The sequence below is a fragment of the Chitinivibrionales bacterium genome (genome assembly GCA_035516255.1).
GTDB lineage: Bacteria > Fibrobacterota > Chitinivibrionia > Chitinivibrionales > FEN-1185 > FEN-1185.
Genome location: DATJAL010000016.1, coordinates 1 through 23,388, shown reverse-complemented (window position 1 = coordinate 23,388; position 23,388 = coordinate 1). Strand labels below are relative to the sequence as shown.

Here is a 23,388-nt window from a genome sequence, read left to right as displayed (position 1 = left end):
TTCCCCTCACTGGCGTAACGCGCCTGCGAGGGTCGGCCCTCCTTCTGGGCTCGGCCCTCGGCCTCGTTGCCGGACCGCCCGATGCCTTGCGTCTCGATACGCCGCTTAAAAGCGGCTACCCGACGACCGGGCGATTTGGGGGCGGCATGAGGCAAACGGCATAATAAAAAGCACGAAGCGCAATTACCTTACCTCAGGGAATGAAATGACAATTCGCTTTAGTTTCCCCTTCAGTCCTGCCTGCGCGGCGGCGGAGTCCGGAGTAACCGCAGCGGCGCCGACCGGACTTTTGGATCGAGAAAAAAGTAAAGGTCAGCCGTATGGCCTGGGGCGCTGGCCCGGGTTCATAGTCTTACAATTGATTCAACGTTAACTGACAATAGGTAACCGCCGAATCTTCTTTCCGATCCCTGCAGGCTTTTATCCGTCTTCATGTCAGGGAATAATTCGCACAATCAATCATCATTATAATTGACATTTCCTCCAACATCATATATAATTGATAATGAAAATCATTTTCAATACCAAGGACGGATCGTGAAAGAAAATGCGGTGTTGGAACAATTCATGGCGGGCAAGGGCCTGCGGCACAGCAAGCCGCGGGAACAGATCCTGGAAGTTTTTCTCGGCATCGAGAGGCACCTCACCATCGAAGAGCTCTGGGACGCGGTGAAGGCAAAGCATCCGGGCATCGGGTATGCCACCGTGTACCGCACCCTCAAGCTCCTGGCCGAGGCCGGGCTGTGCAGGGAGATAAACTTCGAGGACGGCACCACGCGGTACGAACACCTGTACGGCCATGACCATCACGACCACCTCATCTGCACGACCTGCGGCAGGTTCGTGGAGGTGGTGGACCCGGACATCGAACTGCTGCAGGAGCGGCTTGTCAAGCGGTACGGTTTCCTGCCCGTTTCCCACCGGATGAACCTGTACGGCACCTGCGGCAGATGCAGGAAGGACCTCAGGCGCGGCGCGCGGCGGCCCTATGCGCCGGGTTCGCGAGGAGCAGGGGGGCGCAGATGAAAGTGCCGAGGGTGATCAGGGCCTGCGTGGATGCCGCCATTCGCATGCGGAAAGGACGCGGCGGCTCGGCGAGTGCGGCAAGGAACGCGGCGTTTCCCAACGTGGCGAGGCTCTGCGACGGAACGTCGGCCCGTGTCGTTGCCGTGCAGGGAGATGGAAAGGCTGCCCGCAGGCTTGCCGCCATGGGGGTCGCGCCGGGTGCCGTTATCGTGAAGAAACGGTCTGAGCCGATGCGGGGGCCCGTGATCCTGGAAAAAGGCGCCACGCGGTTCGCCATCGGCTACGGAATGGCGCTCAAGGTGATCGTCCAGCCTCTTGACATTAAAGAAAAGGGCCTCCTGCCGTGAAGAAAGTGGCGATCGTCGGAAATCCCAACGTGGGCAAGAGCCTTGTTTTCTCGCGCATCACCGGCGTGGGCGTGATCTCTGCCAACTACCCCGGCACAACCGTGGACGTCAGGACGGCCCGGTTCGACCATGAAGGTGCGGCGTACGAGCTCATCGACGGGCCGGGCGTGTACTCGCTCGAGGCGCTGTCCCATGCCGACGAAACCGCGCTCGCGATCATTGACAACAGCGACATCATCATCAACGTTCTCGACGCGACCAACCTGGAACGCAACCTGAACCTTACCCTGGGCCTTCTCGCAAGGGAAAAGCCCATGGTGGTGTGCCTCAATTTCTGGGACGACACGGCGCACAAGGGGATTTTCATCCATGCGTCCCTGCTTGAAGAAATCCTCGGCGTTCCGGTGGTCACGGCAAGCGCCCTGCGCGGCCAGGGCATGCACGCGCTTGTCGACGCGCTCCCGCGCGCGGCCGCGGGCCGCCCGCTGGGAAATCCGGCCGATGCATGGGCGACCATCGGCGGAATCGTGAACAGGGTCCAGCGGCTGTCGCACCGCCACCACACGCCGCTTGAAATGCTGGGAGACTTCACGCTCCATCCCGTGGGCGGCCTTGTTTTCGCCTGCGCCGTTCTTGCCGCGACGTTCATCATCGTCCGCATGGCGGGAGAAGCGCTTGTCAATGGCGTGTGCGGGCCGCTGTTCGGGCGCTTCTACCATCCCTTTATCCTGGGGTTGTGCGGCCACATCCCCTGGACGCTGGTTCGCGAGTTGCTGATTGGCCGCGGCGCAGACCCGCTTGCCTCGTTCGGCATGCTCACCACCGGCGTTTACATCGCGGTGGTGCTCGTGTTCCCCTATTTCGTTTCGTTCTACCTCTTGTTCGGCCTGCTCGAGGACATCGGCTACCTTCCGCGGCTCGCCGTGGTGCTTGACACGTTTTTCCACCGGTTGGGCCTCCACGGCTATTCGTCGATACCGGTGATGCTCGGCCTCGGGTGCAAGGTCCCGGCGCTGCTCGCCGCCCGGACGCTCACCACGAGGCGCGAAAAAATCCTCACGGTGTCGCTCGTGCTCATGAGCGCGCCCTGCCTGCCGCAGAGCGCCATGATCGTCTCGCTCGGCATGCGGTACGGCACGGCCGTCGTTGCCGCGGTCTTCGGCATCCTGCTCGCGCTGGCGATCGGCGTCAACGCGGCGCTCAACAAATTGACAAAAGGCGGAGCGCCGGAGCTTTTCCTCGAGATTCCGGAGTACCGGCCGCCGTCGGCGGGGCTCATGGCGCAAAAACTGTGGATCAGGATTCGGGAGTATTTCGGCGAGGTGCTTCCCATGATCGCCGCCGGCGTGCTCGTCATCAATGTCCTCGATGCCCTGTCGGTTATCAGGATCGTTTCGGAAGCCACCGGAAGACCGGTGTCGTTTTTACTCGGCCTTCCGGCCGGCATCGCACCGGTGCTCATCCTGGGATTCTTGCGCAAGGACGTTTCCATCGCGCTGCTCGCGCCGTTCGGGCTTACAGCCGCGCAGTTCGTGGTCGCCTGCCTGTTCATGGTGCTGTACACGCCGTGCGTGGCATCGTTCTTCACGCTTGTCAAGGAACTCGGCGCACGCGCCTCGCTCATGGTGATGGGGACGGTGTTCGCCTCGGCGCTTGCCGTGTGCGCGCTGCTGAGCGGAATATTCCACCTCGCGCGCGCATGGGGAATGGCGATGTAAGGGGCGGAGAATGAGAGAGATTTCAAATCTTGTCGGTGTGGCCCGGGCACTTACAGGTTTATAAGTCATCGGGGAAAAATCAATAAACCTTCGGAGAATTGAAAAACGGCAACACCCTGGACAGGCGTATTGTGCATGTCAACCACCACACCGCTGAGGTCGATGTCCTGGGAATGTGATGAGAAAGGACAGAGGACGATACAAACCAAGGCGAGAGTGATGAAAAGTTTTTTTCTCATTTAGCCTCGACCGGTTTTGGGGAGTTTTATTATTATGATTGCCGGTGCCACCATTGAAAGTCTTCCCGGCGGGGGAGGTTTGGAGGGCGGGCCATAAAAGGCATTTTGTTATTCTCCCTATCTGTAAATATATGCAAAAACCATATATTTTTTAATAGAATTCCCCTTTCGCAGTATATTTTTTCCTCATGAACTCCCGTCTCCAGAATTCCGTGACCCTCGGCATTTATTCATGCTCCCATGGCGCGGTTGACGCCACTTGCGCCGCGCTCGCCTTCGGCATGGTGCAGGTGTATCCGCTCACCTCAAGTCAATTCATCACCTTCATCATCATTTATAATCTCCTTGCATTCGGCACGCAACCGCTGTTCGGCTGGCTTGCCGACCTGATTCGCGACTACCGGCTCACCGCACTCGCGGGAATGGGCCTCACGGCCCTGTCGCTTATCGCAATGAGAATCCATCCCGCGCTCGCTATTGTAATGGCCGGGACCGGCAATGCCATGTTCCATGTGGGCGGCGGCGCGGTTTCGCTCGCGATTTCGCCGCACCGGGCAACCGCGCCGGGGATTTTCGTCGCGCCGGGTGCAATAGGCATATTTATCGGCGCCATGGTGGGCAGGTCCGGCCCCGTTGCCGCTTGGCCGTTTCTTGTCATTCTCGGAATTCTATTTCTTGCGACGATTTTCACCGGGCACCCCGGCATTGTCATTGACGAAACGGCAAATCGTCCGGCTGTCCGCCTGCCGGTAATGTTCGGGATCCTGTTGCTGTTTTCGATCGCGGTGCGGTCATTTGCCGGATTTGCAGCCGGCGCACCCTATCAGGCGCACCACACCGTGATCCTCCTGCTGGTGCTTGCCGCCGTGGCAGGAAAGGCCCTCGGAGGAATAGTTTCCGACAGGTTCGGATGGCTGGCAATCAGCGTGTCGGCGCTGGCGCTGGCGATTCCGATGCTGGGGTTTGGCTGGGTGAATCCCGTGCTTGCCGTGGGCGGCATGGTGCTGCTTCAGCTGACCATGCCGGTCACCCTGACCGCGTTGTGGGAATTGTTCCCCCGCCACCCTGCGTTTTCGTTCGGCCTCGCGGCCGAGGCGCTCATCATCGGCGCAGCGCCGCTGTTTACTCATTACAGACCGCTCTACCGTTCCTGGCTGCTTCTGATGGTTCTTGTTTGTCTATCAGCGATTGCATTGTATGCTGCGTTGAAACTTCTGCCGCAAAAAGCTCAGGGGAAATAAAGAAAATCTGGGCGTTTCGCCGCTTCGCGGGGTCTATCGCTACAAGGGTGCGTCCAACGGATGTTTGGAGCTTGCAACTGCCGAAACCCTGCGGCACCCACGAGAGGGTAGCGGAAGACACCGCAGGCTGAAGCGAGTAGGAAACTTCCCACCACCATTAAAATCCTAAAAAAATGAATTAATTAATGAACTCCAACAGAAATCTGAGCGACTATTTACATGAAAATTGTCAATTATAATGGTATATTATAAATCAAGAGCGTTTCATCAGGTTAACGGAAAGGAATATGATATGCGTAAAAATCACCTTTTCTTCGCCATTCTTGCAACCATTGCTTTCAACATCCCGCTTTTCGCCGACGTCGTCAACCCGAATTTTCACCCGGTGGGCAGGTGCGCCACCATCGACAACCTCGATTCCTTTCCCGACATCGTGATCATCGCCGCGGTGTACGCTCCGGGCAACTCTATTGTGGACCAGTATGTGGTAAAAAAGGATTCCTGCCTGACCTTCGGATATAAATTCAACTTCCTTAAACTTTACTGGACCACGCTTGACTATTTCAACCAGGTCGGCATCACGGGCGTGGGAATCCCGCAGTCGCTTGCAAAAAAAGCCGCCGGCGCCGCGCCCGCAGTGGCGCTCTCCGATACGGTTGTACCCTACGGCGGCACCGTGCCGAATACCGACCCGCTGGTATGGGAGGGATATCATTACCTCCTGTTCTATCAGAACGGCGCTCTCAACGTCTATCTTGCGAAGATAGTATCCGTCAACAGCGACAGCACACGATCGGTGCAGACCTTTGACCCGCCGGCCTCGGGCGTCATCCGTCCGGTGCCGAAGGTCCTTGCGGGCGCGAACAATGCGTCGCTTGCCGTCAACCGCGGCTATGCCGTATTGACAGGTGCTACAGACGGTCCCGCAACGGTGACGTTCTTCGATGTGGCCGGAAGGCCCGCACTGTCGTTCAGCAAGAACTGCTGCACGGGATGCACCTATTTCCATTCCATCGCCGGACTGGCCTCCGGCGTATACTGGGTCAGGCTTTCCACGTCCGGCGGTACCGTGAACAGGCAGCTGCCGCTGTTCCGGTAAGCTGCATGTCCTACGAACTACGGTTCCTTCTTGCCCTTGCCGTCACCGTTGTCACCGAGACAGCGGTGATTTTTATTTTGATCCGCGCCCTATGGAAATCGGGCGCTTCATCCCTGTCGAACGCGCGCATACTTTTTGCGGGCATTTTCGCCTCATCCGCCACGCTGCCGTACCTATGGTTCATTCTTCCCGCACTTGTCAAGCCGTATATCGTTCAGGTGGTGACCGGGGAGATAGGCGTGGTAATGGTGGAGGCGGCGTTTTATTATTTTACGCTGAATGTTTCCGCGAAGAAAGCGGGGATTTTGTCATTGGTTGCCAATGCGGCGTCGATTGTGATCGGGCTGGTGATTTTCAGATAGTAGCCAAAGCCGGCACATGACCGGTTGCGCTGAGCAGAATTTGCTGGAACTTGACAAAAGGGGAGCATGGCCGGCTGCCCTTCGACAATCTCAGGGCGAACGGCTGTCAAGGAATTTTATCCCAGTCATAACAAATAATTAATCACCCGAGCGGCCCGGGGCTTTGACCCAGGATGGAAGTAAAACGATGTTCCATTGCGATGATGTGAAAAATGCGCCCTAAAAATGAAATTGTCCTTATTGTCGCATTGAAGGCATTTCCATTTCTTACCGTACTTTTTAAATGAACAATAGTAATTCAATGCATTGCGGCTTTTTGTCCAGATCCTGTCGTTATTTCAGAAATCCATCCTGGCTCCTGCTTTTTCTTTTCATTTCGTCCTCAGCCATCGACTTCACGCCGCCCGGCCCCAAACAGCGTTTCGCCGCCATCGGCCCCACCGCCGGGCTGCCCGCGGCCCTGCGCGCTGCGCTTGACACCTGCGAAGACTTCCCGCCCATCCCGGCGCCGACGTGCATGGACTGGCTTGCGGATTACCAGGAGGACGGCCAGACCTATCAGCAGTGGCTCGATGCAAAGCCGAACATGCCCGATTCCATTCGGAACGTGATCTACCTCCTGCCGCTGTGCGACATGGCAAATGCCAACGGCCCGCCGCTTGACAAATTAGGAGAGTTCGCGGGGGCGTTTTTCGCGATGAAGGTGAAGATCCTTCCGGTCCTCGTCTTATCCGACAAGGACGTTTTCAGGAGAAGGGACGCACACAATAAAAGCGGCCAACTGCTCGCGACCGACGTGCTCGCCCTCATGAAGAAAAAACTCCCGGCCGACGCGTTCGCCATGCTCGGCATCACCATGGAGGACATGTATCCGGGGCCGGGCTGGAACTTCGTGTTCGGGCTCGCGTCATTCAACGATCGCGTGGGCACCTACAGCTTCGCGCGCTACGACCCGGCATTTTACGGCGAGGAGCCGGGGAAGGCGAGGGACAAGATAATGCTCAAGCGGAGCTGCAAGATACTCGCGCACGAGGGCCTGCACATTTTCGGCCTCGCGCATTGCATCTTCTTTCATTGCGTGGAAAACGGCTGCAACCATATCGGCGAGTTCGACACCACGCCCTTGCAGCTGTGCCCGGTCGACCTGCGCAAGCTGCAGCGCAGCGTCGGCTTTGACGTGATGAAATATTACAAACGGCTGGGGGAGGTGTATGAGGATCTTGGGTTTACAAAAGAGGCCGCATGGGAGAAAAAGAGGTTGATGCGTGTGTCGGCGTCGGTTTTTAGAAAATCAAATTGATAGGAGCGTTCCCCTCCCCTTCGCCAAGGCTCAGGGTCGGGTCGGTTCTCCTTCCGGTTTCGCCTTCGGCTCCGGCTGCCACGGCGCTATGCCGCTTCACGGCGGCGTCCGGTCAGCACCGCTCTCCACAGCGGCCTCCAGTCGCCCCTAACGCGGCGGCGAAGTTCTGATTAGTCAATAACATCCAGTGGCGCCAATCGGAAAACGCAATGTCCCTTCCGCAGGTCCCGCACTAGGTTAGTCGAATTCCTCGGAGTGGTTTCCAAAAATATTTTATCTGCTTTTCAACCGCCGTTCGCAGGTGCGTCCAAAGGCCAACATTCAGCGGTCACCGGTCAAAAAAATACTATTGTCTAATTAATTATTGCTGATAGCGTTTATTGACATGGGGCATTTTTACTTGATGCCCATATAATATCTCTTTTCTTCCACGGACGAAAACTCTCTATTACCACGGTGTCTCGACAGCCACCCGAATGCCAGCCGGCAACGAGAGTCCCGGTGCCAAAGAGGGGGTGTGGGTGCAGATCGCCGCCGCCTTCCCAGATTCGTATTTTGTCAAGGAGGCGGCGGAAGCTGCACCCCAGGGGGAGACTTCCCCCGCCAGAATCATCTTTATGCCTTGTCGGCCAACTCCAAAATCAGCCGCTCCGTATCGTCCCACCCCAGGCACGGGTCCGTGATTGACTTTCCGTAAACATTCCCATCGGCTTTCTGCGTGCCTTCCTCGATGAAGCTCTCGACCATGAGCCCGCGCACCATTTTTGCGAGCAGCGGCGAGTGCCTGCGGCTTTCCATCACCTCGAGCGCGATGCGCGGCTGCTCCTTGAACCGTTTGTTGGAGTTCGAATGGTTGGTGTCGACGATGATTGCCGGATTGACAAGTCCGCGCTTGTGGTATTTCTCGGCGCACAGCATGAGGTCCTCGAAGTGATAGTTGGGGATGTTCTGGCCGTAGTGGTTGACCGCGCCGCGCAGCACCGCGTGCGCATAGGGATTGCCGCTGGTGCTCACCTCCCAGCCGTTGTACAAAAACACGTGGCCCACCTGCGCGGCGCCGATCGCATTGAACATCACCTCGAGGTCGCCGCTGGTCGGGTTTTTCGCGCCGATGGGCACGTCGAGCCCGCTTACCGTGAGCCGGTGGGCCTGGTTCTCCACCGAACGCGCGCCGATGGTCACGTACGACAGCAGGTCTTCGAGATAGGGATAGTTTTCCGGGTACAGCATCTCGTCGGCGGCTGAAAGGCCCGTTTCCGTGAGCGCGCGGATGTGCATCCTGCGGATGGCGCGCAGCCCCTCAACGATGTTGGGTTCCTTTTGCGGGTCTGGCTGGTGCGCCATGCCCTTGTATCCTACGCCGGTCGTGCGCGGCTTGTTGGTGTAGATGCGCGGGACCAGCACGAGCCTGTCTTTTACCTGCTCGCCGATTTTCGCCAGCCTCGTTATATAGTCGCACACCGCGTCCTCGTCGTGCGCCGAACACGGGCCGATGATGAGCACGAACCGGTCTGATGCTCCGGTGAGCGCCGCGATGATCTCCTCGTCGCGCTGCTTTTTGACCGCAGCGCCACCTTTGGGCAGCGGCATCAGGGAAATGATTTCCTTGACAGTGGGGACCTTTTTCAATTTTTTGAAGCTCATGACGCACCTTTGCGGCAGACGGTAATATAATGAATATGAAAAATACGATTTGCCATGGGCGAAAATCCCGCGGAGAATGATTCACAACATGGGAACTACGGAAATGCCGGGCGATTTGAAAAAAAGCTGTCAAATAATTTTTTTCATGTCCAAAAATATACCCATAATAATATATTAAAATATTAATTAGCATTATAATTCAATGTGTTAAATATGATATTTACTATTTATTTTGCAATATCAAATTATTCTTATTATATTACCGTTAGCCCTTGGCGCAATATGGGCGATACTTTCATCATCAATTAAACATTTTTTTCGGGAGGGACCATGAAAAAGTTTCAAATTCTTTTCTTAACGATTGTTCTGCTTTGGTCATTTGCGTTCTGCCAGCGCAAATACGTCGGATGGTCCGCGGGATATCTACCGAACTACGCCAATTTTCCCATTTCCAAGATAAACTGGAAATGCTACACCCATGTGTTCTGGTTTTCCATCAATGCAAACAGTTCGGGTGCAGTGACCGGCCTGGACGCGGCCACCGCAAAAAACTTTACCACCGCGTGCCATCAGAATAATACCAAGGCGGTCATTTGCGTGGGCGGCGCCGGAGCGGCCGCAAACTTCGAAACCGCAACGGCAAACGCGACCATCCTGAACACCTTTGTGAACAGCATGGTGAGCTTCATGCAGGCGAACGGGTTCGACGGCATCGACATAGACTGGGAAGACGACGGCAACGGCATCACGGCCTCCCGGTATCTCGCCCTGTTCCAGGGCCTGAACACCGCCCTGGTGAAAATAACGCCCAAACCGCTGCTCACCGCTGCGGTGGCCGATTACTACTCCACGGTGAGCGCGCCGGTATATCAGTACGTGGACCAGATGAACATCATGTCATATTATGACCTGGCAAGCGCGAGTCCGCAGGAGGTCGCGGCGTTCACGGGCAAGGGCGTTCCGAAGAGTAAACTCGGCATCGGCTACGGATACGACACCGACAACGAGGTGGATGGCCCCAACGAGTGCGGCAACGGCCCCAACGGGAACCCCGCGGACATCAACGCCAAATGCCTGTATTCGATCAACAACGGGTGCGGCGGCATCATGGTGTGGGAGATCGATCGCGCGCCGGAGCCGTGCGACAGCGTCACCGCATACTATGTGAACAAGATGACCACGGGGATAGCGCCCCTGCCGCTTGCCGCCGCGCACCGCGGGCAGAAGGCAATGTTCGCTATTGTAAACAACGGGGTGCGGCAGAGCGAAATTCGTTATTCGGTGCCGTCGGCCCAGGCCGTGGACCTGAGCCTTTTCAGCGCAAACGGCGTCCTGGTGAGAAATCTGGCCCTTGGTATGCGCGACGCGGGACCGGTATATACTATTGTATTGGGCAGCCACTGCTCGGGCATATCAATCAGCCCGGGATCCTATGTTGTAAGGATGTCCACGCAGGTGAGCACCGAGGCCGGCATGATAACGGTCAAATAACTGTCAATGCCCGGTTTTTCTAGTTTTAAAACAAGGAGGAAAATCATGAAAAGGGAGGAAATCCTTGGTATGTCGATTATGATTTTATGCTTTGCGGCACTTTTACGGACAGGACCTTGCGCGGATCCTTTTGCCTTAAAAAGCACCAACGATTTTCCCAGCAAGGTGTGCGCCCCGTACGTGGAATGTTGGGGAAGCTTGTCCGTGTCCAGCCTGGCGACCAGCACGGGCAATAAATTCTACACGCTCGCCTTTATTATTTCCAACGGTACGGCGAACAGCGCGCCGTACTGGGACGGCACCATGCCCATGAGCGACGACAAATACGTGAGCGACATCGCGGCGCTGCGGGCGCAGGGCGGGGACGTGATCATCTCCTTTGGCGGCGCGTCGGGCAGTGAGCTTGCCCAGGTATACACCAGTGCAACCGCGCTGCAGGCCGCGTACCAGCAGGTGATCACGAAATACGGCTTGAAATGGATGGATCTTGACATTGAGGGAGCGTTCATCGCGGATGCGACGGCCATCGACCGCCGCAACCAGGCGCTCAAGAACCTGCAGGCGGCAAACCCGGGCCTGAAGGTCTCCTACACGCTGCCGGTCATGCCCGAAGGACTCACCCAGGACGGCCTGAACCTGCTCTCGAACGCCAAGACGAACGGCGTGCAGGTGGATATTGTCAATGTCATGGCAATGGACTACGGCGCGTGCAACATCGACATGGGCCAGGCCGCGATCAACGCGGCGACCAACACGCACGACCAGTTGAACAACTTGGGCATTTCATCCAGAATCGGCATCACGCCCATGATCGGCGTCAACGACGTGTCATGCGAAAACTTCACAACGGCGAATGCGCAGGCAGTTCTGAATTATGCCAATGAGAACAGCTATATCGGCCTTCTGGCGTTCTGGGCCATGGATGCCGATGCAAATAAGTCATATCTGACCATCTTCAAGGCTTTTAATGCGCCGGTTGAGGCAGCACCTGTGATTGCCAGGGTGGTTTCTGCGGAACCTCAGAAGAAGACGGGAACCTATGACATACTAGGCCGGCTCATAACGCAATCGCGCGGTGCGTTAATGCTGCAAAAATCTATTAATGTCAATGGGAATAATTATATCCTAAAAATCAAATAAACCGTTACGATTGATTAGTCGGTCACGGATTTTTCTCGTTCTTTCGAATAAAAAAGCCGCTTCCCAAAAGGGAAGGGGTTTTTTTAACATCATCCCGGATTGGCTCGTGGGGCGGCAAATGCGGTCATACTCGCCCTTGTTTTGGAGGCGTAAATACGGTCGTAGCGCAATCGAACCACGACATCATAGTAGTTTCCAAGTTCTCATCCAAGCAAATTAAAAAAAGCCTCTTCTCAGAAGGGCGTGCTATGGAAAAATTCCATCCGCTATGCTGCCATCCTGAAATAATGATGATGTAAACCGGAAAGGACAGGCATGTGGTTGGCAGGTGGAAGCGCCATATTCGCAATAAACGCGATGGGAATAGTTACCACGAAACATTTGATTACAGAGCCTTTGATAGCGCATAAGGGCATCTCTTGATTTAGACAATCTTCTGTCCACAACCTTTTGAAGACGTACATTCGCCGATTACAAAACGCCCCCGCTCAAGCCTCTTACCAAATAAGCAGTATCCGGTTCTATCCCACATGAGAATCCTCACCTGGTTGCGGCGCTTATTGAAAAACACAAACAGGTGGCCGCTTAGCGGATCGTTGTGCAGCAGTGACTCGACGCGACCAGAAAGCCCATCATACGTGCGGCGTAAATCCACAGGTTCACAGCAGACAAATATCCGCACTGCCGGTGAAAAGGTCAGCATCAAGCTTCCCTTGCCGACATAATGGATAAAAGAGCTTTTACTTCTTGGGCATTGAACCCGCGTGGGATTGTCAGCGTAAAGCCGCTTCCTGCGATGCTGATGCAATACCCTTGCTATGACAAAGTGCATGAACTGATTTTATGTGAGAGCCTGTGTTATCTGGTAAGGACAATGTACATCACCTGCATGAGTTGACGTCCATGAATTTTTTCGTACGGACAACAACCGCCCAATGGCAGGGAATCTGGCGTATTCTCTCGTTGGTGGAAAGTTCATCACACTCCTTGAGGTCCAACAAAGGATATTAAATTCGCCCAATTGCAGACAAAATACGAACAAGGTTCCGACAATACCGGAATGAGGGGTGCATGAGAACTTGGTGCCAAGGTGCCAGACCTGCTATTAAATATGTGAACATGGTGCGCAAAGCACAGAGTTGGGCGCAACATCCGGTTGGGCTGAATGCAGCAAGACGATATCAAGAGTGGCGAGAATGAGAATTGCCTCACATCCTGTGAGGCAATAAGGAAATCGAGAATGACTTCATACCCCATGAAAAGGAGCATTACCATGTCAATAATTGACAAACAGGGCTTGTACTTCAAATGTAAAATATCGATATTATTGTTCCTTTCTTTCGCATCCTATTCTTTTTGTCAATCAACATGGAAATTGATAAACCCCTATCCTCAAAGTGGTACTCTTTATTCTATAACGCATGGAAATGGTCTGTTCGTAGCAGTAAGTTCCGGTACAATTATAACCTTTCCTGATGGCCAGACATGGGCAATACAGAATTCGAACCTTACAATACCGCCTTTTCACCTCTTCTGACCGGAGAACGATCCCATGTCCGAACCGATGCAGTTCGTGAAGAAATACCTGTCCCAGCTTTTTTCCAGCCGCTCCATTGCGGAGCTCATGGTGCAACTGTCCCCCAAGCACGGGCCGGCGGCGGTGCTGCCCAAGGGTTCTTCGCTGGCGCTCATGAAACAGCGCCTTGCCATGACCGGCCTGTCCGAGGAGCAGGCCGGTATGCTCGCCGACGGCCACAGTACCGATCTTCACGACGCATACGTCAAGAATATCGAGAACTACGTCGGCACCGTGCGGGTGCCGGTGGGGCTTGCCGGGCCGCTGCGCGTGAACGGGCTGTTTGCGCAGGGAGACTATCTGGTGCCGCTCGCCACCACCGAGGCGGCGCTCGTGGCGTCGTACCACCGGGGCTCGCGCGCCATCACCGCAGCGGGCGGGTGCACGGCCATGGTGGTCGGCGAGGGCGTGAGCAGGTCGCCGGGGTTCGTGTTCGGCTCCATGATTGAAGCCGGCACCTTTGTCGCATGGGTAAATGAACACTTCGACGACTTCCGCGTCCAGGCCGCCGCCACCACCCGTTACGGCGTTCTGGCCGACATGAAGACCACGATCGATGGGAACCAGGTCTTTCTTTCCTTTGAATATCTCACCGGGAACGCATCGGGCCAGAACATGGTGACCATAGCCACCGAAGCGGTGTGGGCATTCATCCTCAGGGAATGCCCGGTCAAACCATTACGCTCCTATGTTGAAGCGAACTTGTCCGGTGACAAGAAGGCATCGTTCCAATCCTTTCATTCGGTGCGCGGCAAAAAAGTTACGGTTGAGGTCAGCCTGCCCGACAGGGTGATAAAGGAATTCTTCAGGACCACGGCTGCGGACATGGCGGCCTACGGCCGGATCTCTGCCGCTGGCGGGTCCCTGAGCGGGACCATCGGGCTCCAGGGGCATTATGCAAACAGCATTGCGGCGCTGTACTTGGCCTGTGGCCAGGATGCGGCATGCGTAGCCGAATCCGCAGTGGGACTCACCCGCATGGAGACGGTTGATGGCGGATTGTACGCTTCGGTGAGCCTTCCCAACCTCATGGTGGGAACCGTGGGAGGCGGCACCGGCCTTCCCACGCAGCAGGCCTGCCTGTCGATTTTAAATTGTCCGGGTGACAACGGCGCCAGGGCGTTTGCCGAGGTGGCGGCCGCCGTCTGCCTCGCGGGCGAGCTTTCAATAACGGCCGCGTTGACAACAGGGGAATTCACACGGGCGCACCAGCTCCTTGCCCGCAGACGCGGCCGGCAGAAAGGGTCCGCATGACCGGGAGCAGCGCCATCCAAACGCGCGCGTCGTTCGATCTCGTGCGGTATGCCAACTGCTGGGAAGACGCGGACGTTTTACTCGATGCGCTTGCCCCTGGGCCGGCCGACGCCTGTCTCTCCATCGCCTCGGCGGGCGACAATTCTTTTTCGCTCCTCTCCCGGGGGCCGCGCCTCGTGGTGGCGGTTGACATAAGCAAGGCGCAAGTCGCGTGCGTCGAAATCAAAAAATGGTGCTTTGTTCATTTTTCGCACCCCGTGATGCTTGAATTCCTCGGTTTTACTGGTACGTCTTCTTCGCCGGGAATGCGTCTGGACCGGTTCGAACTGCTTGCGCCGCTATTGTCCGGAGAAAGCAGGGCGTTCTGGGAAAAGAACTTGGCGTCACTACGGTCCGGTCTCATCCATTGCGGCAAGTTCGAACGATATTTCCGGCTGTTTAGGACCGTGATATTGCCGCTTGTCCACTCGCAAAAGACCCTCAACGACCTCTTGCGACCCAAGACAAGGGAGGAGCGCGTCGCATTCTACGAACGCCATTGGAACAACCGGCGCTGGAACCTGCTGTTCAACGTTTTTTTCTCCAAATTCGTGATGGGCAGGCTGGGCCGCGACCCCGAGTTTTTCCGGTATGTGAAAGGCTCCATTGCCGGCCTGGTAATGAACCGCACGCGCCATGCGGTAACCGAGCTGTCCACCCACGACAACCCGTATCTCCGTTATATCGCCTTGGGCAATTTTGGCAACGCGCTGCCGCATTATGCCCGGGCGGAAAACTTCGAGGCGATCCGGCGCAACATTGACCATCTCAAGATTCTCCGCGGCACCGCGCAGGAAGCCTGCGCGGCATACAGCGACGGGTTCGACGCATTCAACCTCTCCGACATTTTTGAATACATGGACTCGTCGCTGTTCGAAAGCACGGCCGCAGACCTGCTTTCCCGTGCGCGCCCGGGCGCACGCCTTGCATACTGGAACATGCTGGTGTCGCGCAGCCTTGCCGAACGTTTCCCCGGCCGCGTTTGCGCCGATGGGGCACGCGCGCAGGAGCTCCTCATGCGCGACCGGGCGTTTTTCTACCAGCGCTTTCATCTTGACCGGACGGTCAACCGATGATTCACCACGACCTAATCCCTGCGTGCATCGTGAGCGGCGCGTTCCTGCTGGTGTTTGCGGCAGCGGAACTCTGGCGCATTCTGGGCAGGCCTTCAAAGGAGGCGACCAGGAAACTGGTCCATTTTTCGTGCGGCACGATATGCCTCGGCTTCTCCTATCTGTTACGGTCGCACTGGACCGTGCTTACGCTCTGTTTCCTGTTTGTCGCAATCATGGTCTTTACAAAACGGTTTGGCCTGCTCCCCTCCATCCACGGCGTGGAGCGGAAATCGCAGGGCAGCCTGTATTATCCGGTAGCCGTGTACGTGTCGTTTGTGCTCTCCTCGGCCTTTCACCGGCCCGACCTCTACCTCATCGGCATTCTGGTGCTTGCGGTCTCCGACTCGCTCGCCGCGCTCGTGGGCGGGCGGTACGGGTTCAAGGTGTATATCGTGGAGGAACATCACAAAAGCCTTGAAGGCTCCGTGTTCTTTTTCCTCGCCACGTTTATCATCATTCATCTCTGCCTCCTACTGCTTTCTCCCGTGGATCGCGCCGTGTCGGTGCTCATGGCGGTGTACTGCAGCCTGCTCGTCACCGCATTCGAGTCGATTTCCCTGGGCGGCGCGGACAACCTGTTTATCCCGCTGGGCACCATCGTGCTGCTGCAACGGGTGGCGGACAAGGGCATTTTTCCCCTTGCGGCCCGGATCACGGCCGTGGCGTCGCTTTTCGCGCTTGTCTATCTTCTGTCGCGGCGGTTCAAACGGTTCGGCATCACGGCGATTATCGGCTTGGCACTCACCGGTTACGCGGCGCTCATGTACGGCGGTCCGGCATGGCTTGTGCCGGTGGTAGTGGGCATCGCGCTCTTCACCACGCTCGATATCTTTATAGAGGAAGGTCCGACCGTTGACACCGTGTACCGCATCAGGCCGGTGTTCTATCTTCTCTTTGTGTCCTTTGCATGGACCGTTGTGGCGGGAATAAACGCGCCGTTCCGCAATGCCGCGTTTGTCTCCTTTGTCACGAACATCACCGCCAATTTCGGCATTCTTTGGCAGCGGCGGGCGCGGATGACCGGCCATCCCTACCGGCTCCCCCTGCCGCTATGGCTGCGGAACGCGCATTGCTGCGTGCGCGCCCTAGCACTCACGCTGGTGTTCGCCGTACCGACGGTCCTCCTCGACCCGCGTTTGTCCGCGCCTTTTACCATCGGCGCAACGGCCGCAGGCACCATCGCCATCGAACTGGTGTACTGGTTTGTGGAGCGCAGGAAGCGCGGCACGTGGAGCGACATGACCTTTCTCCGGTTCACCGCCCTCGTCTCCGCGCTGGTGACGGTTTTGCTTTTTGCGGCTTCGGTGTGGTTCTACAATATCGACACAGGGGCCGCGCTCAAATGAAAACGCTGCTGGCAACAAGCCGGGTCACCTATGTACCGCACAACTACTGCGACGCGCTTGAGGCCGTTCTCGCCGGCGCAGCCGATCACGTGCACGGTCTCCTCATGCTCAACAACCTCGATTTCTCCCTTGTTAAAAAGGCGGCCGGTCTGTTCCTGCTGGGCGCACCCCGGCTTGGCCGGGTGTTTGCGGCCAACCTGTTTTGCGCCATGTTCGACCGCCGCACTGCGGTCTTCCGCTCTCTGCAAAAACCGGTGATTATCGCCCGTGATGCCAATGAAACGCAGGTTATCGACCTTGTCCGGCGCGAGCGCATCGACCTCGTGGTGAACATGCGCACCCGCTGCCTGTTCAAACAGCCGCTGCTGACGGCGCCGCGCCTGGGCTGCATCAACATCCACCACGGCCTTCTGCCCCGGTTTCGCGGCACCATGTGCGACCTGTACGCGCTTGCCGACAACAGGCCGGCCGGCTTCAGCATCCATGTGATGTCGGAAAAACTGGACGACGGCAGGATTCTTTGCCGTAAAGAAGTGTCCGCGCTAGGCGAAAAAGACTATGTGGCCTACCTGTCGAAGACCGGCAGGCAGGAAGGCGAGGCGCTTGCGGCGCTTTTGGGCCAAATCGCGGAGCAGGATTCTCTTCCCGAAGGAATACCGAACAGGGACGACCGCGCGACATACGCGCGGACCCCGAAATCCCGAAGCGAGGTGGCGGCGCTGAAAAAGAAAGGTATGATACTCTGATCCAGGCAACGAGGAGGCTTTGATGGCGGAAAAAATCGGCTACTACACGGGCGCGCATGTCAAGAACAATGTATTCTCCTTTCTCGAAAAGCACCTGACGGAACGGCCCGGCTTCACCGTGCTGCGCTGGGTTGCGCGGCCTACCCTGGAAAAATGGGCGGCGTTACCGGAATGTCCGCTCGTGCACGACGCCATAACCCTCGAACCATTTGTGGACGGCATCCGCCGCGTGGCCGCCGGGTTTCTCGAGCTCGGCTTGCATGCGGGCGACCGCGTCATCCTGTTTCTACCCATGTCGGTCCCGATGTATACGGCCATGTCCGCCTTGCAAATGATCGGCGCCGTGCCTGTGTTCCTCGACTCGTGGGCGCGGCGCGGCCAGCTCGGCGTTGCCGTGCAGATCGCGCAGGCACGGGGCATGATCAGCTTCGAGCAGGCATTTGACTTTTGCGAAGGCGATCCGGTACTGGCCGCCCTTCCGCTGCGCATCGTGTTCGGGCCGGCAAAAAAACAGTACGCGGCGGGGCTGGAACAGCTTTTTGCCGCGCCGCGGCGGGCTGCGCCGGTGCCGGTTGAGCAAGAGCACACCGCGCTCATCACCTTCACAACCGGCAGCTCGGGAAAACCCAAGGGCGCCAACCGCACGCACCGGTTTCTGGCGGCGCAGCACTATGCCATCGACGCGGGCATGCCCTATGCCGCGTCCGACGTTGACCTTCCCCTGTTCCCCATCTTTTCCCTCAACAACATCGCCGCGGGCGTGAGCACGGTGCTGCCCGCCATCGACGCGGGAACGCCGGGCGAAAACGACGCGGCCGTGCTTCTGGCGCAGATACAGGCATGCGGCGTTACTTGCATGACGCTCAACCCCTGGCTGCTGTCCGAGATTTCATCGTTCTGCCAGGGCCGCGGCATTTCGCTTCAGTCAATCCGTCGCGTGGTTGCAGGCGGCGCTGCCGTCAGCCGCGACCAGGTAAAACGCCTGGTAGCGGTTGCGCCCAGCGCGGAAATGTGGGTGCTGTACGGTTCCACCGAAGTAGAGCCCATTGCGCATATCGAGGCGAAAGACATGCTTTCTTTTGAAGGCGGCGCCGCGGCCGATCCGGAACTGGTTGACGACGGCGTCAACGTGGGCCATCTGGTTTCCGGTCTTTCCGCAAAATTCCTCACCATAACCAAAGGCCCAATCACGATCTCAACACAAGAAGACTGGAAACTGCTTGAGGTTCCGGCCGGCACTGTGGGGGAACTTGCAGTGAGCGGCGAACATGTGTGTCGCGACTATGTGAACGACGAAGAGGCCTTCACACGTTCCAAGATCCGCGACGAGCGCGGGACAATCTGGCACCGCACCGGCGACCTTGCACGCATCGACGCCAAAGGGTACCTGTGGCTGGTGGGCCGGGTACACAACGTGATACAACGGGGCGCGACGTTTGTGTTCCCGGTGCGCGCCGAGATTGCGCTCAAGAAACTTCCCTTTGTTGTCAAATGCGCCTTTCTCGGCCTGCCCGATCCCGTACTCGGCGAGCGCTGCATATGCGTGATCGTGCCCACGGATGCAAGCGCCGTGGGTGACGCGGCCAAGGAAGCCCGCATGGCAGCCGAGGTCGAACGCGTCATGAGAAAAAACAGCATGCCGGTTGATGCGGTGATGTTCCGCAAAGCCATACCCATGGACCCGCGACACCACAGCAAGGTGGAATATGAGGTGCTTAAACAGGAGATCCTGCATGAACAATAGCGACGAACAATCGCACCCTTTCTTCCAGCGCCTTCCCAGGTTCGCCCTGGAGCGCTTCAACCCGCTTTCCCATTTTGTCATGATAACGCTCTTTGTGGCGTGCCATTTCTTTGCCGCGCGCTTGGGCGGACGCGCTGTTGTTCACTCCATAGGCGCCATCGTTGCCCTGTCTATCGGCACGGCCGCGTTTTTTTTCAAACTTCGTGTGTATGACGAAATAAAAGATTACGAGGTTGACAGGAAATTCAAACCCACAAGGCCGCTTGCGCGCGGCCTTGTTACCATTGCAGAACTCAAGTGCGTCATTGTTGCGTGCATCGTTGTGGAACTGGCGGCCTTCGGCCTGGTATCGCAGCAGGCAGCATGCGCGATTGCCGTGGCGATCGTCTATTCGTTGCTCATGTACAAGGAATTCTTCATCGGCCCAATCCTCCGTCCGCATCTCACCACGTATGCGGTGTCACACACCTTGGTGAGCGCGATCCTCTCCCTTGCACTTTTTTCAACGCTGCACGGGCGGTTTTTCTGGCAGGAAACCCGCAGTGCATTCCTTTTCGCATTTGCAAACTGGTGTATGTTCAATATTTTTGAATTCGGCCGAAAGACCTACGCAACCTTCGAAGAACGGCCTGGAATCGATTCGTATTCGAGCATTTTCGGCCGCTATGGGGCCGCGGCGCTTTCGGTTGCAATGGCTGCAATCACGGCAGCGGTGGTCCCGTGTATGAGCGGGACACCCCGTCCCGCTACCCCCGTTTTTTTGTGGTTCTGCAGCGCCTTGCTTGCAGGAGCCGGCATCGTGTACGCGGCGTCCAACCGCGGAACAGTTGCGCATATCTTTCGGGTGGCATCGTCGGTGTTCATTATCGTGGTGTTCGCCGGGTTGGCGGTTCTGTTTGCTGCCTTTGCGCCCTTGCGGTGATTTTATTGGTAGAATAAAATAGCAATTCCGAACAGGAGAAACCCAATGCTGGTCACCCCGCAAAGCACCCCCTCGTTCGCGCGGCGCGAAGCCGGAGGCAAGGGATACAACCTCTATCTCATGTCCCGCGAGGGAATCCCGGTGCCGCCGTGGGTAGTGCTCGGCACGGACGTGTTCCGGCGTTTCAAAAAGCTGGCCGGGCTCGAGCCGTCCCTGCAGGAAGCGCTGGCGCCTCTTCTTGCATGTAAAGAAACGCCTGCGGCGCCCTTGTGCGATTCCGTGTCGGCCGGGGTCCGCGAGATCATCGTGAACACTCCCTTTCCTCCGGAAGTGGAACAGGAGGCGCGGCAGGCGTACCGCACGCTGGGGGCGCCGCTCATCGCGGTGCGGTCGTCCGCGGGCGACGAGGATTCGGCGCAGCATTCCTTTGCGGGCCAGCTGTCGAGTTTTTTATATGTGACAAGCGAGAACGACGCGCTCCGCTTTCTCAAGGAGTGCTGGGCATCGGGATTTTCGGCCCGGGGGCTGGCGTACCGGATGCGGAACCGCATCCCCGTATCCGGCGGGCTCGACATCGCGGTGGTGTTCCAGGAAATGGTTGACAGCGAGAAAAGCGGGGTGCTGTTCACCTGCGATCCCATTGCCGCCGACGGTTCAAAAATCACCGTGAACGCCGTGTACGGCGTGGGCGAAGGCCTGGTGTCCGGTCTTCTCGACGCCGACACCTTTGTGCTTTCAAAGGACTCCGACAGGGCCGTTTCCGCCACCATAAATGACAAGAGAAAATGCCTGCGCCGGAAGGCCGGCGGCGGGGTCATCGAGGCTGCGGTGGAGCCGCACCTGCAATCCGCGCCCTGTCTTGACGAAAAGGATCTTTCGGAACTGTGCCGTCTTGGCAAGCGCATCGAATCCTATTTCCGCTTCCCGCAGGATGTTGAATGGGCATGGACCAAGCAGGGCGGTTTCCGCATTCTGCAGGCGCGGCCCGTCACCACCCTGGTTTTCGCGGCCCAAGGCAAGCTTCACATATGGGACAATTCCAACATTGTGGAGAGCTACGGCGGGCTCACCCTGCCGCTCACGTTCGGGTTCGCGCACCACGTGTACCATCAGGTGTATGTACAACTGTGCGACATCATGATGGTGCCGGCAAAGAAGATACGCGCCATGCAGCCGTTCCTGGAGCACATGATCGGGCTCATTTACGGCCGCGTGTATTACAACATCCTGAACTGGTACCGGCTCACCGGTGCCATACTCCCCGGGTTCAGGCACAACCGGGGTTTTATGGAGATCATGATGGGCACTTCGCACAAGCTCGCAGACGAAATCGCAAACCGCATCAAGCCGCCCGGTTTCCAGGAATCGCCATTCTCCAAAATCCAACGGCTTTTCTCGGGCCTCAAGTTCCTCTGGTTCCATGTCACGGCGCAGCGCATGATAAACCGGTTCCTCGCCTATTTCAACCGGGTGTATGCCGAATACCGCGGAATAGACTACGGCCGCATGCCGGCCGACGAAATCTACGGCCTGTACCAGGAGCTGGAAGAACGGCTTTTGCTTGAGTGGAAAGCGCCGATTGTCAACGATTTTCTCACCATGGTGCATTTTGGCCTGTTCAAGAGGCTCACGGAGAAATGGCTTTCGGCGCTCGGGCCGTCGCTCTCGAACGACCTTTTGTGCGGCACGGGCAGCCTCGAATCCGCCGAACCCACCCGGGAGCTCATCCGCATGGCGGGAGCGGCCGCCGCGGAGAACAGCCTTTGCAGCCTCATCGAATCCACGCCCGCCGAAGATTGCCTCGAGGCGCTGCGGCAATCGCCGCACACCGGCTTTGGGGAACGGGTGGACGAGTACATCGCCAAATACGGCCACCGGTGCATGAGCGAGATGAAGCTCGATCAGAAGGACCTTTTCATGGACCCCTCGTTCCTGTTCGTGTGCCTCAAGAACTACCTGCGCGCGGGCCGCACCGACCTCGACGCATTTGTCAAACGTGAGGAAGAGGTGCGCGGCCGGGCCGAGGCGCTCGTGCGGAAACACCTTCGCGGGCCGCGGCGCCTCGTATACCAATGGTCCCTGTTCCACACGCGCCGGGCCGTGCGCAACCGTGAAAACACGCGGTTCTGCCGCACCCGCATCTACGGTGTGGCGCGCGCCATGTTCTACGGGGTGGGCAACGATTATACGCTCCGCGGCATCATTGACAGGCCGGAAGACGTTTTCTATCTCGAGCTCCACGAGCTCACCGGCTCGCTTGACGGCATCCTCACCTGCCAGAACCTCCGGCCGCTCATACAAGCGCGCAAGGAACAATACGTGCAGTACGCGCTCGCGAATCCGCCGTCGCGCCTTGTCACGCGCGGGCCCGTGTACTGGCAGAACGACCTGGGCACCGGGTCCGTTGCCACACCGGCCGAAGCGCCGCCGGCCGCCAACAGCCTCAAGGGCACGGGCGCGTGCCCAGGCCGCGTGGCGGGCACGGCCAAGGTGATAGTCGACCCGTCCGACGACATGGAGCTCAACGGCGAAATACTGGTGACCATGCGCACCGATCCGGGCTGGATCCCGCTGTACCCGTCCATTTCCGGCCTGCTGGTGGAACGCGGCGGCCTGCTTTCTCATTCCGCAATAGTGGCGCGTGAAATGGGCCTGCCCACAGTGGTGGGCATACCGGGCCTCACCCGGCGCATCAAGACCGGCATGCGCGTGCGGTTCGACGGGCAGACAGGGGTTGTGGAAGTGCTTGACGAAAATGGAAAATCGGTATAAACGATGCATGCCGCTTTGGCGGCAGCAAGGAGGCGCGCATGAACCCGCAATCCGGAATGTGTTTGGGAAATTTTGAAAACCAATACGAACGCAAAGCACCATGGGACATCGGACAATCCTACACCGCGTGCTATGGAAAAATTGCATCCATGGTACTCGAATAGGGAAGAACGCCCTACCCCGATGATTTCTCAATAATAGCCGTTCTGTTTTGTAGATCCTTTTAAATAACCACGGGACATTTTCTTTTACGACCACTGAAAACCA

Annotated in this window: 19 protein-coding genes; 17 read left to right on the top strand and 2 right to left on the bottom strand. The window is 57.5% G+C overall.

The genetic code is table 11. From position 1 onward, the window contains the following. Window positions 1-537 precede the first annotated feature (537 nt). The 7 genes from VLX68_05190 (at window position 538) to VLX68_05160 (ending at window position 7,332) form a co-directional block, all read left to right on the top strand. Window positions 538-1,026, top strand: coding sequence for a Fur family transcriptional regulator (locus tag VLX68_05190; protein HUI91627.1), 489 nt, complete (start codon window positions 538-540; stop codon window positions 1,024-1,026). Continuing rightward, complete coding sequence (locus VLX68_05185) at window positions 1,023-1,373, top strand: FeoA family protein (GenBank protein HUI91626.1); 351 nt, start codon at window positions 1,023-1,025, stop codon at window positions 1,371-1,373. Before VLX68_05190 ends, VLX68_05185 begins: the two co-directional genes overlap by 4 nt. After that, complete coding sequence (locus VLX68_05180; GenBank protein ID HUI91625.1) at window positions 1,370-3,091, top strand: ferrous iron transporter B; 1,722 nt, start codon at window positions 1,370-1,372, stop codon at window positions 3,089-3,091. The genes VLX68_05185 and VLX68_05180 overlap by 4 nt, the downstream gene beginning before the upstream one ends. 427 nt (window positions 3,092-3,518) lie before the next feature. Continuing rightward, window positions 3,519-4,571: a hypothetical protein gene (locus VLX68_05175; protein HUI91624.1), complete on the top strand. Its 1,053-nt coding sequence runs from the start codon at window positions 3,519-3,521 to the stop codon at window positions 4,569-4,571. Between the two features lie 292 nt (window positions 4,572-4,863). After that, complete coding sequence (locus VLX68_05170) at window positions 4,864-5,670, top strand: hypothetical protein (GenBank protein HUI91623.1); 807 nt, start codon at window positions 4,864-4,866, stop codon at window positions 5,668-5,670. Window positions 5,671-5,675: 5 nt separating this feature from the next. Next, window positions 5,676-6,032, top strand: a complete 357-nt coding sequence (locus VLX68_05165; GenBank protein ID HUI91622.1) for a hypothetical protein — start codon at window positions 5,676-5,678, stop codon at window positions 6,030-6,032. A 316-nt stretch (window positions 6,033-6,348) separates the two neighbouring features. Next, the gene (locus VLX68_05160) at window positions 6,349-7,332 is read left to right on the top strand and encodes an archaemetzincin (GenBank protein HUI91621.1); all 984 of its coding nucleotides are present in this window, start codon (window positions 6,349-6,351) and stop codon (window positions 7,330-7,332) included. Window positions 7,333-7,947: 615 nt separating this feature from the next. On the opposite strand, the gene VLX68_05155 is transcribed toward VLX68_05160, so the two are convergent. Further along, window positions 7,948-8,976: a 3-deoxy-7-phosphoheptulonate synthase gene (locus tag VLX68_05155; GenBank protein HUI91620.1), complete on the bottom strand. Its 1,029-nt coding sequence runs from the start codon at window positions 8,974-8,976 to the stop codon at window positions 7,948-7,950. Between the two features lie 330 nt (window positions 8,977-9,306). Here VLX68_05155 and VLX68_05150 point away from each other — a divergent pair, with 330 nt between their 5' ends. Beyond that, on the top strand, window positions 9,307-10,467 hold the full coding sequence (locus tag VLX68_05150; protein HUI91619.1) for a glycoside hydrolase family 18 protein: 1,161 nt from the start codon (window positions 9,307-9,309) through the stop codon (window positions 10,465-10,467). 204 nt (window positions 10,468-10,671) lie between these two features. Next, window positions 10,672-11,607 (top strand): chitinase, encoded by a 936-nt coding sequence (locus VLX68_05145; GenBank protein HUI91618.1) that lies wholly within the window; start codon window positions 10,672-10,674, stop codon window positions 11,605-11,607. Window positions 11,608-12,031: 424 nt separating this feature from the next. On the opposite strand, the gene tnpB is transcribed toward VLX68_05145, so the two are convergent. Then, window positions 12,032-12,310, bottom strand: coding sequence for an IS66 family insertion sequence element accessory protein TnpB (gene tnpB, locus VLX68_05140; protein ID HUI91617.1), 279 nt, complete (start codon window positions 12,308-12,310; stop codon window positions 12,032-12,034). 849 nt (window positions 12,311-13,159) lie between these two features. Here tnpB and VLX68_05135 point away from each other — a divergent pair. Genes VLX68_05135 through VLX68_05100 form a run of 8 tightly spaced genes read left to right on the top strand, consistent with a single transcriptional unit; the run spans window position 13,160 to window position 23,285 of the window. Next, complete coding sequence (locus tag VLX68_05135) at window positions 13,160-14,437, top strand: hydroxymethylglutaryl-CoA reductase (GenBank protein ID HUI91616.1); 1,278 nt, start codon at window positions 13,160-13,162, stop codon at window positions 14,435-14,437. After that, on the top strand, window positions 14,434-15,552 hold the full coding sequence (locus tag VLX68_05130; GenBank protein ID HUI91615.1) for a DUF3419 family protein: 1,119 nt from the start codon (window positions 14,434-14,436) through the stop codon (window positions 15,550-15,552). Before VLX68_05135 ends, VLX68_05130 begins: the two co-directional genes overlap by 4 nt. Then, the gene (locus tag VLX68_05125) at window positions 15,549-16,937 is read left to right on the top strand and encodes a hypothetical protein (protein HUI91614.1); all 1,389 of its coding nucleotides are present in this window, start codon (window positions 15,549-15,551) and stop codon (window positions 16,935-16,937) included. Before VLX68_05130 ends, VLX68_05125 begins: the two co-directional genes overlap by 4 nt. Beyond that, window positions 16,934-17,683: a formyltransferase family protein gene (locus VLX68_05120; protein HUI91613.1), complete on the top strand. Its 750-nt coding sequence runs from the start codon at window positions 16,934-16,936 to the stop codon at window positions 17,681-17,683. Before VLX68_05125 ends, VLX68_05120 begins: the two co-directional genes overlap by 4 nt. A 22-nt stretch (window positions 17,684-17,705) precedes the next feature. Then, a complete protein-coding gene (locus VLX68_05115) occupies window positions 17,706-19,427 on the top strand; it encodes an AMP-binding protein (GenBank protein HUI91612.1) in 1,722 nt (573 codons plus the stop codon). Next, complete coding sequence (locus VLX68_05110) at window positions 19,417-20,349, top strand: hypothetical protein (GenBank protein ID HUI91611.1); 933 nt, start codon at window positions 19,417-19,419, stop codon at window positions 20,347-20,349. The genes VLX68_05115 and VLX68_05110 overlap by 11 nt, the downstream gene beginning before the upstream one ends. Before the next feature lie 45 nt (window positions 20,350-20,394). After that, window positions 20,395-23,121: a phosphoenolpyruvate synthase gene (locus VLX68_05105; GenBank protein ID HUI91610.1), complete on the top strand. Its 2,727-nt coding sequence runs from the start codon at window positions 20,395-20,397 to the stop codon at window positions 23,119-23,121. 38 nt (window positions 23,122-23,159) lie between these two features. Next, window positions 23,160-23,285, top strand: a complete 126-nt coding sequence (locus VLX68_05100; protein HUI91609.1) for a hypothetical protein — start codon at window positions 23,160-23,162, stop codon at window positions 23,283-23,285. The last annotated feature ends 103 nt before the right edge of the window (window positions 23,286-23,388 follow it).

Coding starts and splice junctions, on each gene's coding strand:
- VLX68_05110 (HUI91611.1), top strand. CDS start 19,417: ATGAACAATAGCGACGAACAATCGCACCCTTTCTTCCAGCGCCTTCCC.
- tnpB (HUI91617.1), bottom strand. CDS start 12,310: ATGCTGACCTTTTCACCGGCAGTGCGGATATTTGTCTGCTGTGAACCT.
- VLX68_05115 (HUI91612.1), top strand. CDS start 17,706: ATGGCGGAAAAAATCGGCTACTACACGGGCGCGCATGTCAAGAACAAT.
- VLX68_05165 (HUI91622.1), top strand. CDS start 5,676: ATGTCCTACGAACTACGGTTCCTTCTTGCCCTTGCCGTCACCGTTGTC.
- VLX68_05125 (HUI91614.1), top strand. CDS start 15,549: ATGATTCACCACGACCTAATCCCTGCGTGCATCGTGAGCGGCGCGTTC.
- VLX68_05100 (HUI91609.1), top strand. CDS start 23,160: ATGAACCCGCAATCCGGAATGTGTTTGGGAAATTTTGAAAACCAATAC.
- VLX68_05170 (HUI91623.1), top strand. CDS start 4,864: ATGCGTAAAAATCACCTTTTCTTCGCCATTCTTGCAACCATTGCTTTC.
- VLX68_05185 (HUI91626.1), top strand. CDS start 1,023: ATGAAAGTGCCGAGGGTGATCAGGGCCTGCGTGGATGCCGCCATTCGC.
- VLX68_05135 (HUI91616.1), top strand. CDS start 13,160: ATGTCCGAACCGATGCAGTTCGTGAAGAAATACCTGTCCCAGCTTTTT.
- VLX68_05155 (HUI91620.1), bottom strand. CDS start 8,976: ATGAGCTTCAAAAAATTGAAAAAGGTCCCCACTGTCAAGGAAATCATT.
- VLX68_05120 (HUI91613.1), top strand. CDS start 16,934: ATGAAAACGCTGCTGGCAACAAGCCGGGTCACCTATGTACCGCACAAC.
- VLX68_05150 (HUI91619.1), top strand. CDS start 9,307: ATGAAAAAGTTTCAAATTCTTTTCTTAACGATTGTTCTGCTTTGGTCA.
- VLX68_05130 (HUI91615.1), top strand. CDS start 14,434: ATGACCGGGAGCAGCGCCATCCAAACGCGCGCGTCGTTCGATCTCGTG.
- VLX68_05175 (HUI91624.1), top strand. CDS start 3,519: ATGAACTCCCGTCTCCAGAATTCCGTGACCCTCGGCATTTATTCATGC.
- VLX68_05105 (HUI91610.1), top strand. CDS start 20,395: ATGCTGGTCACCCCGCAAAGCACCCCCTCGTTCGCGCGGCGCGAAGCC.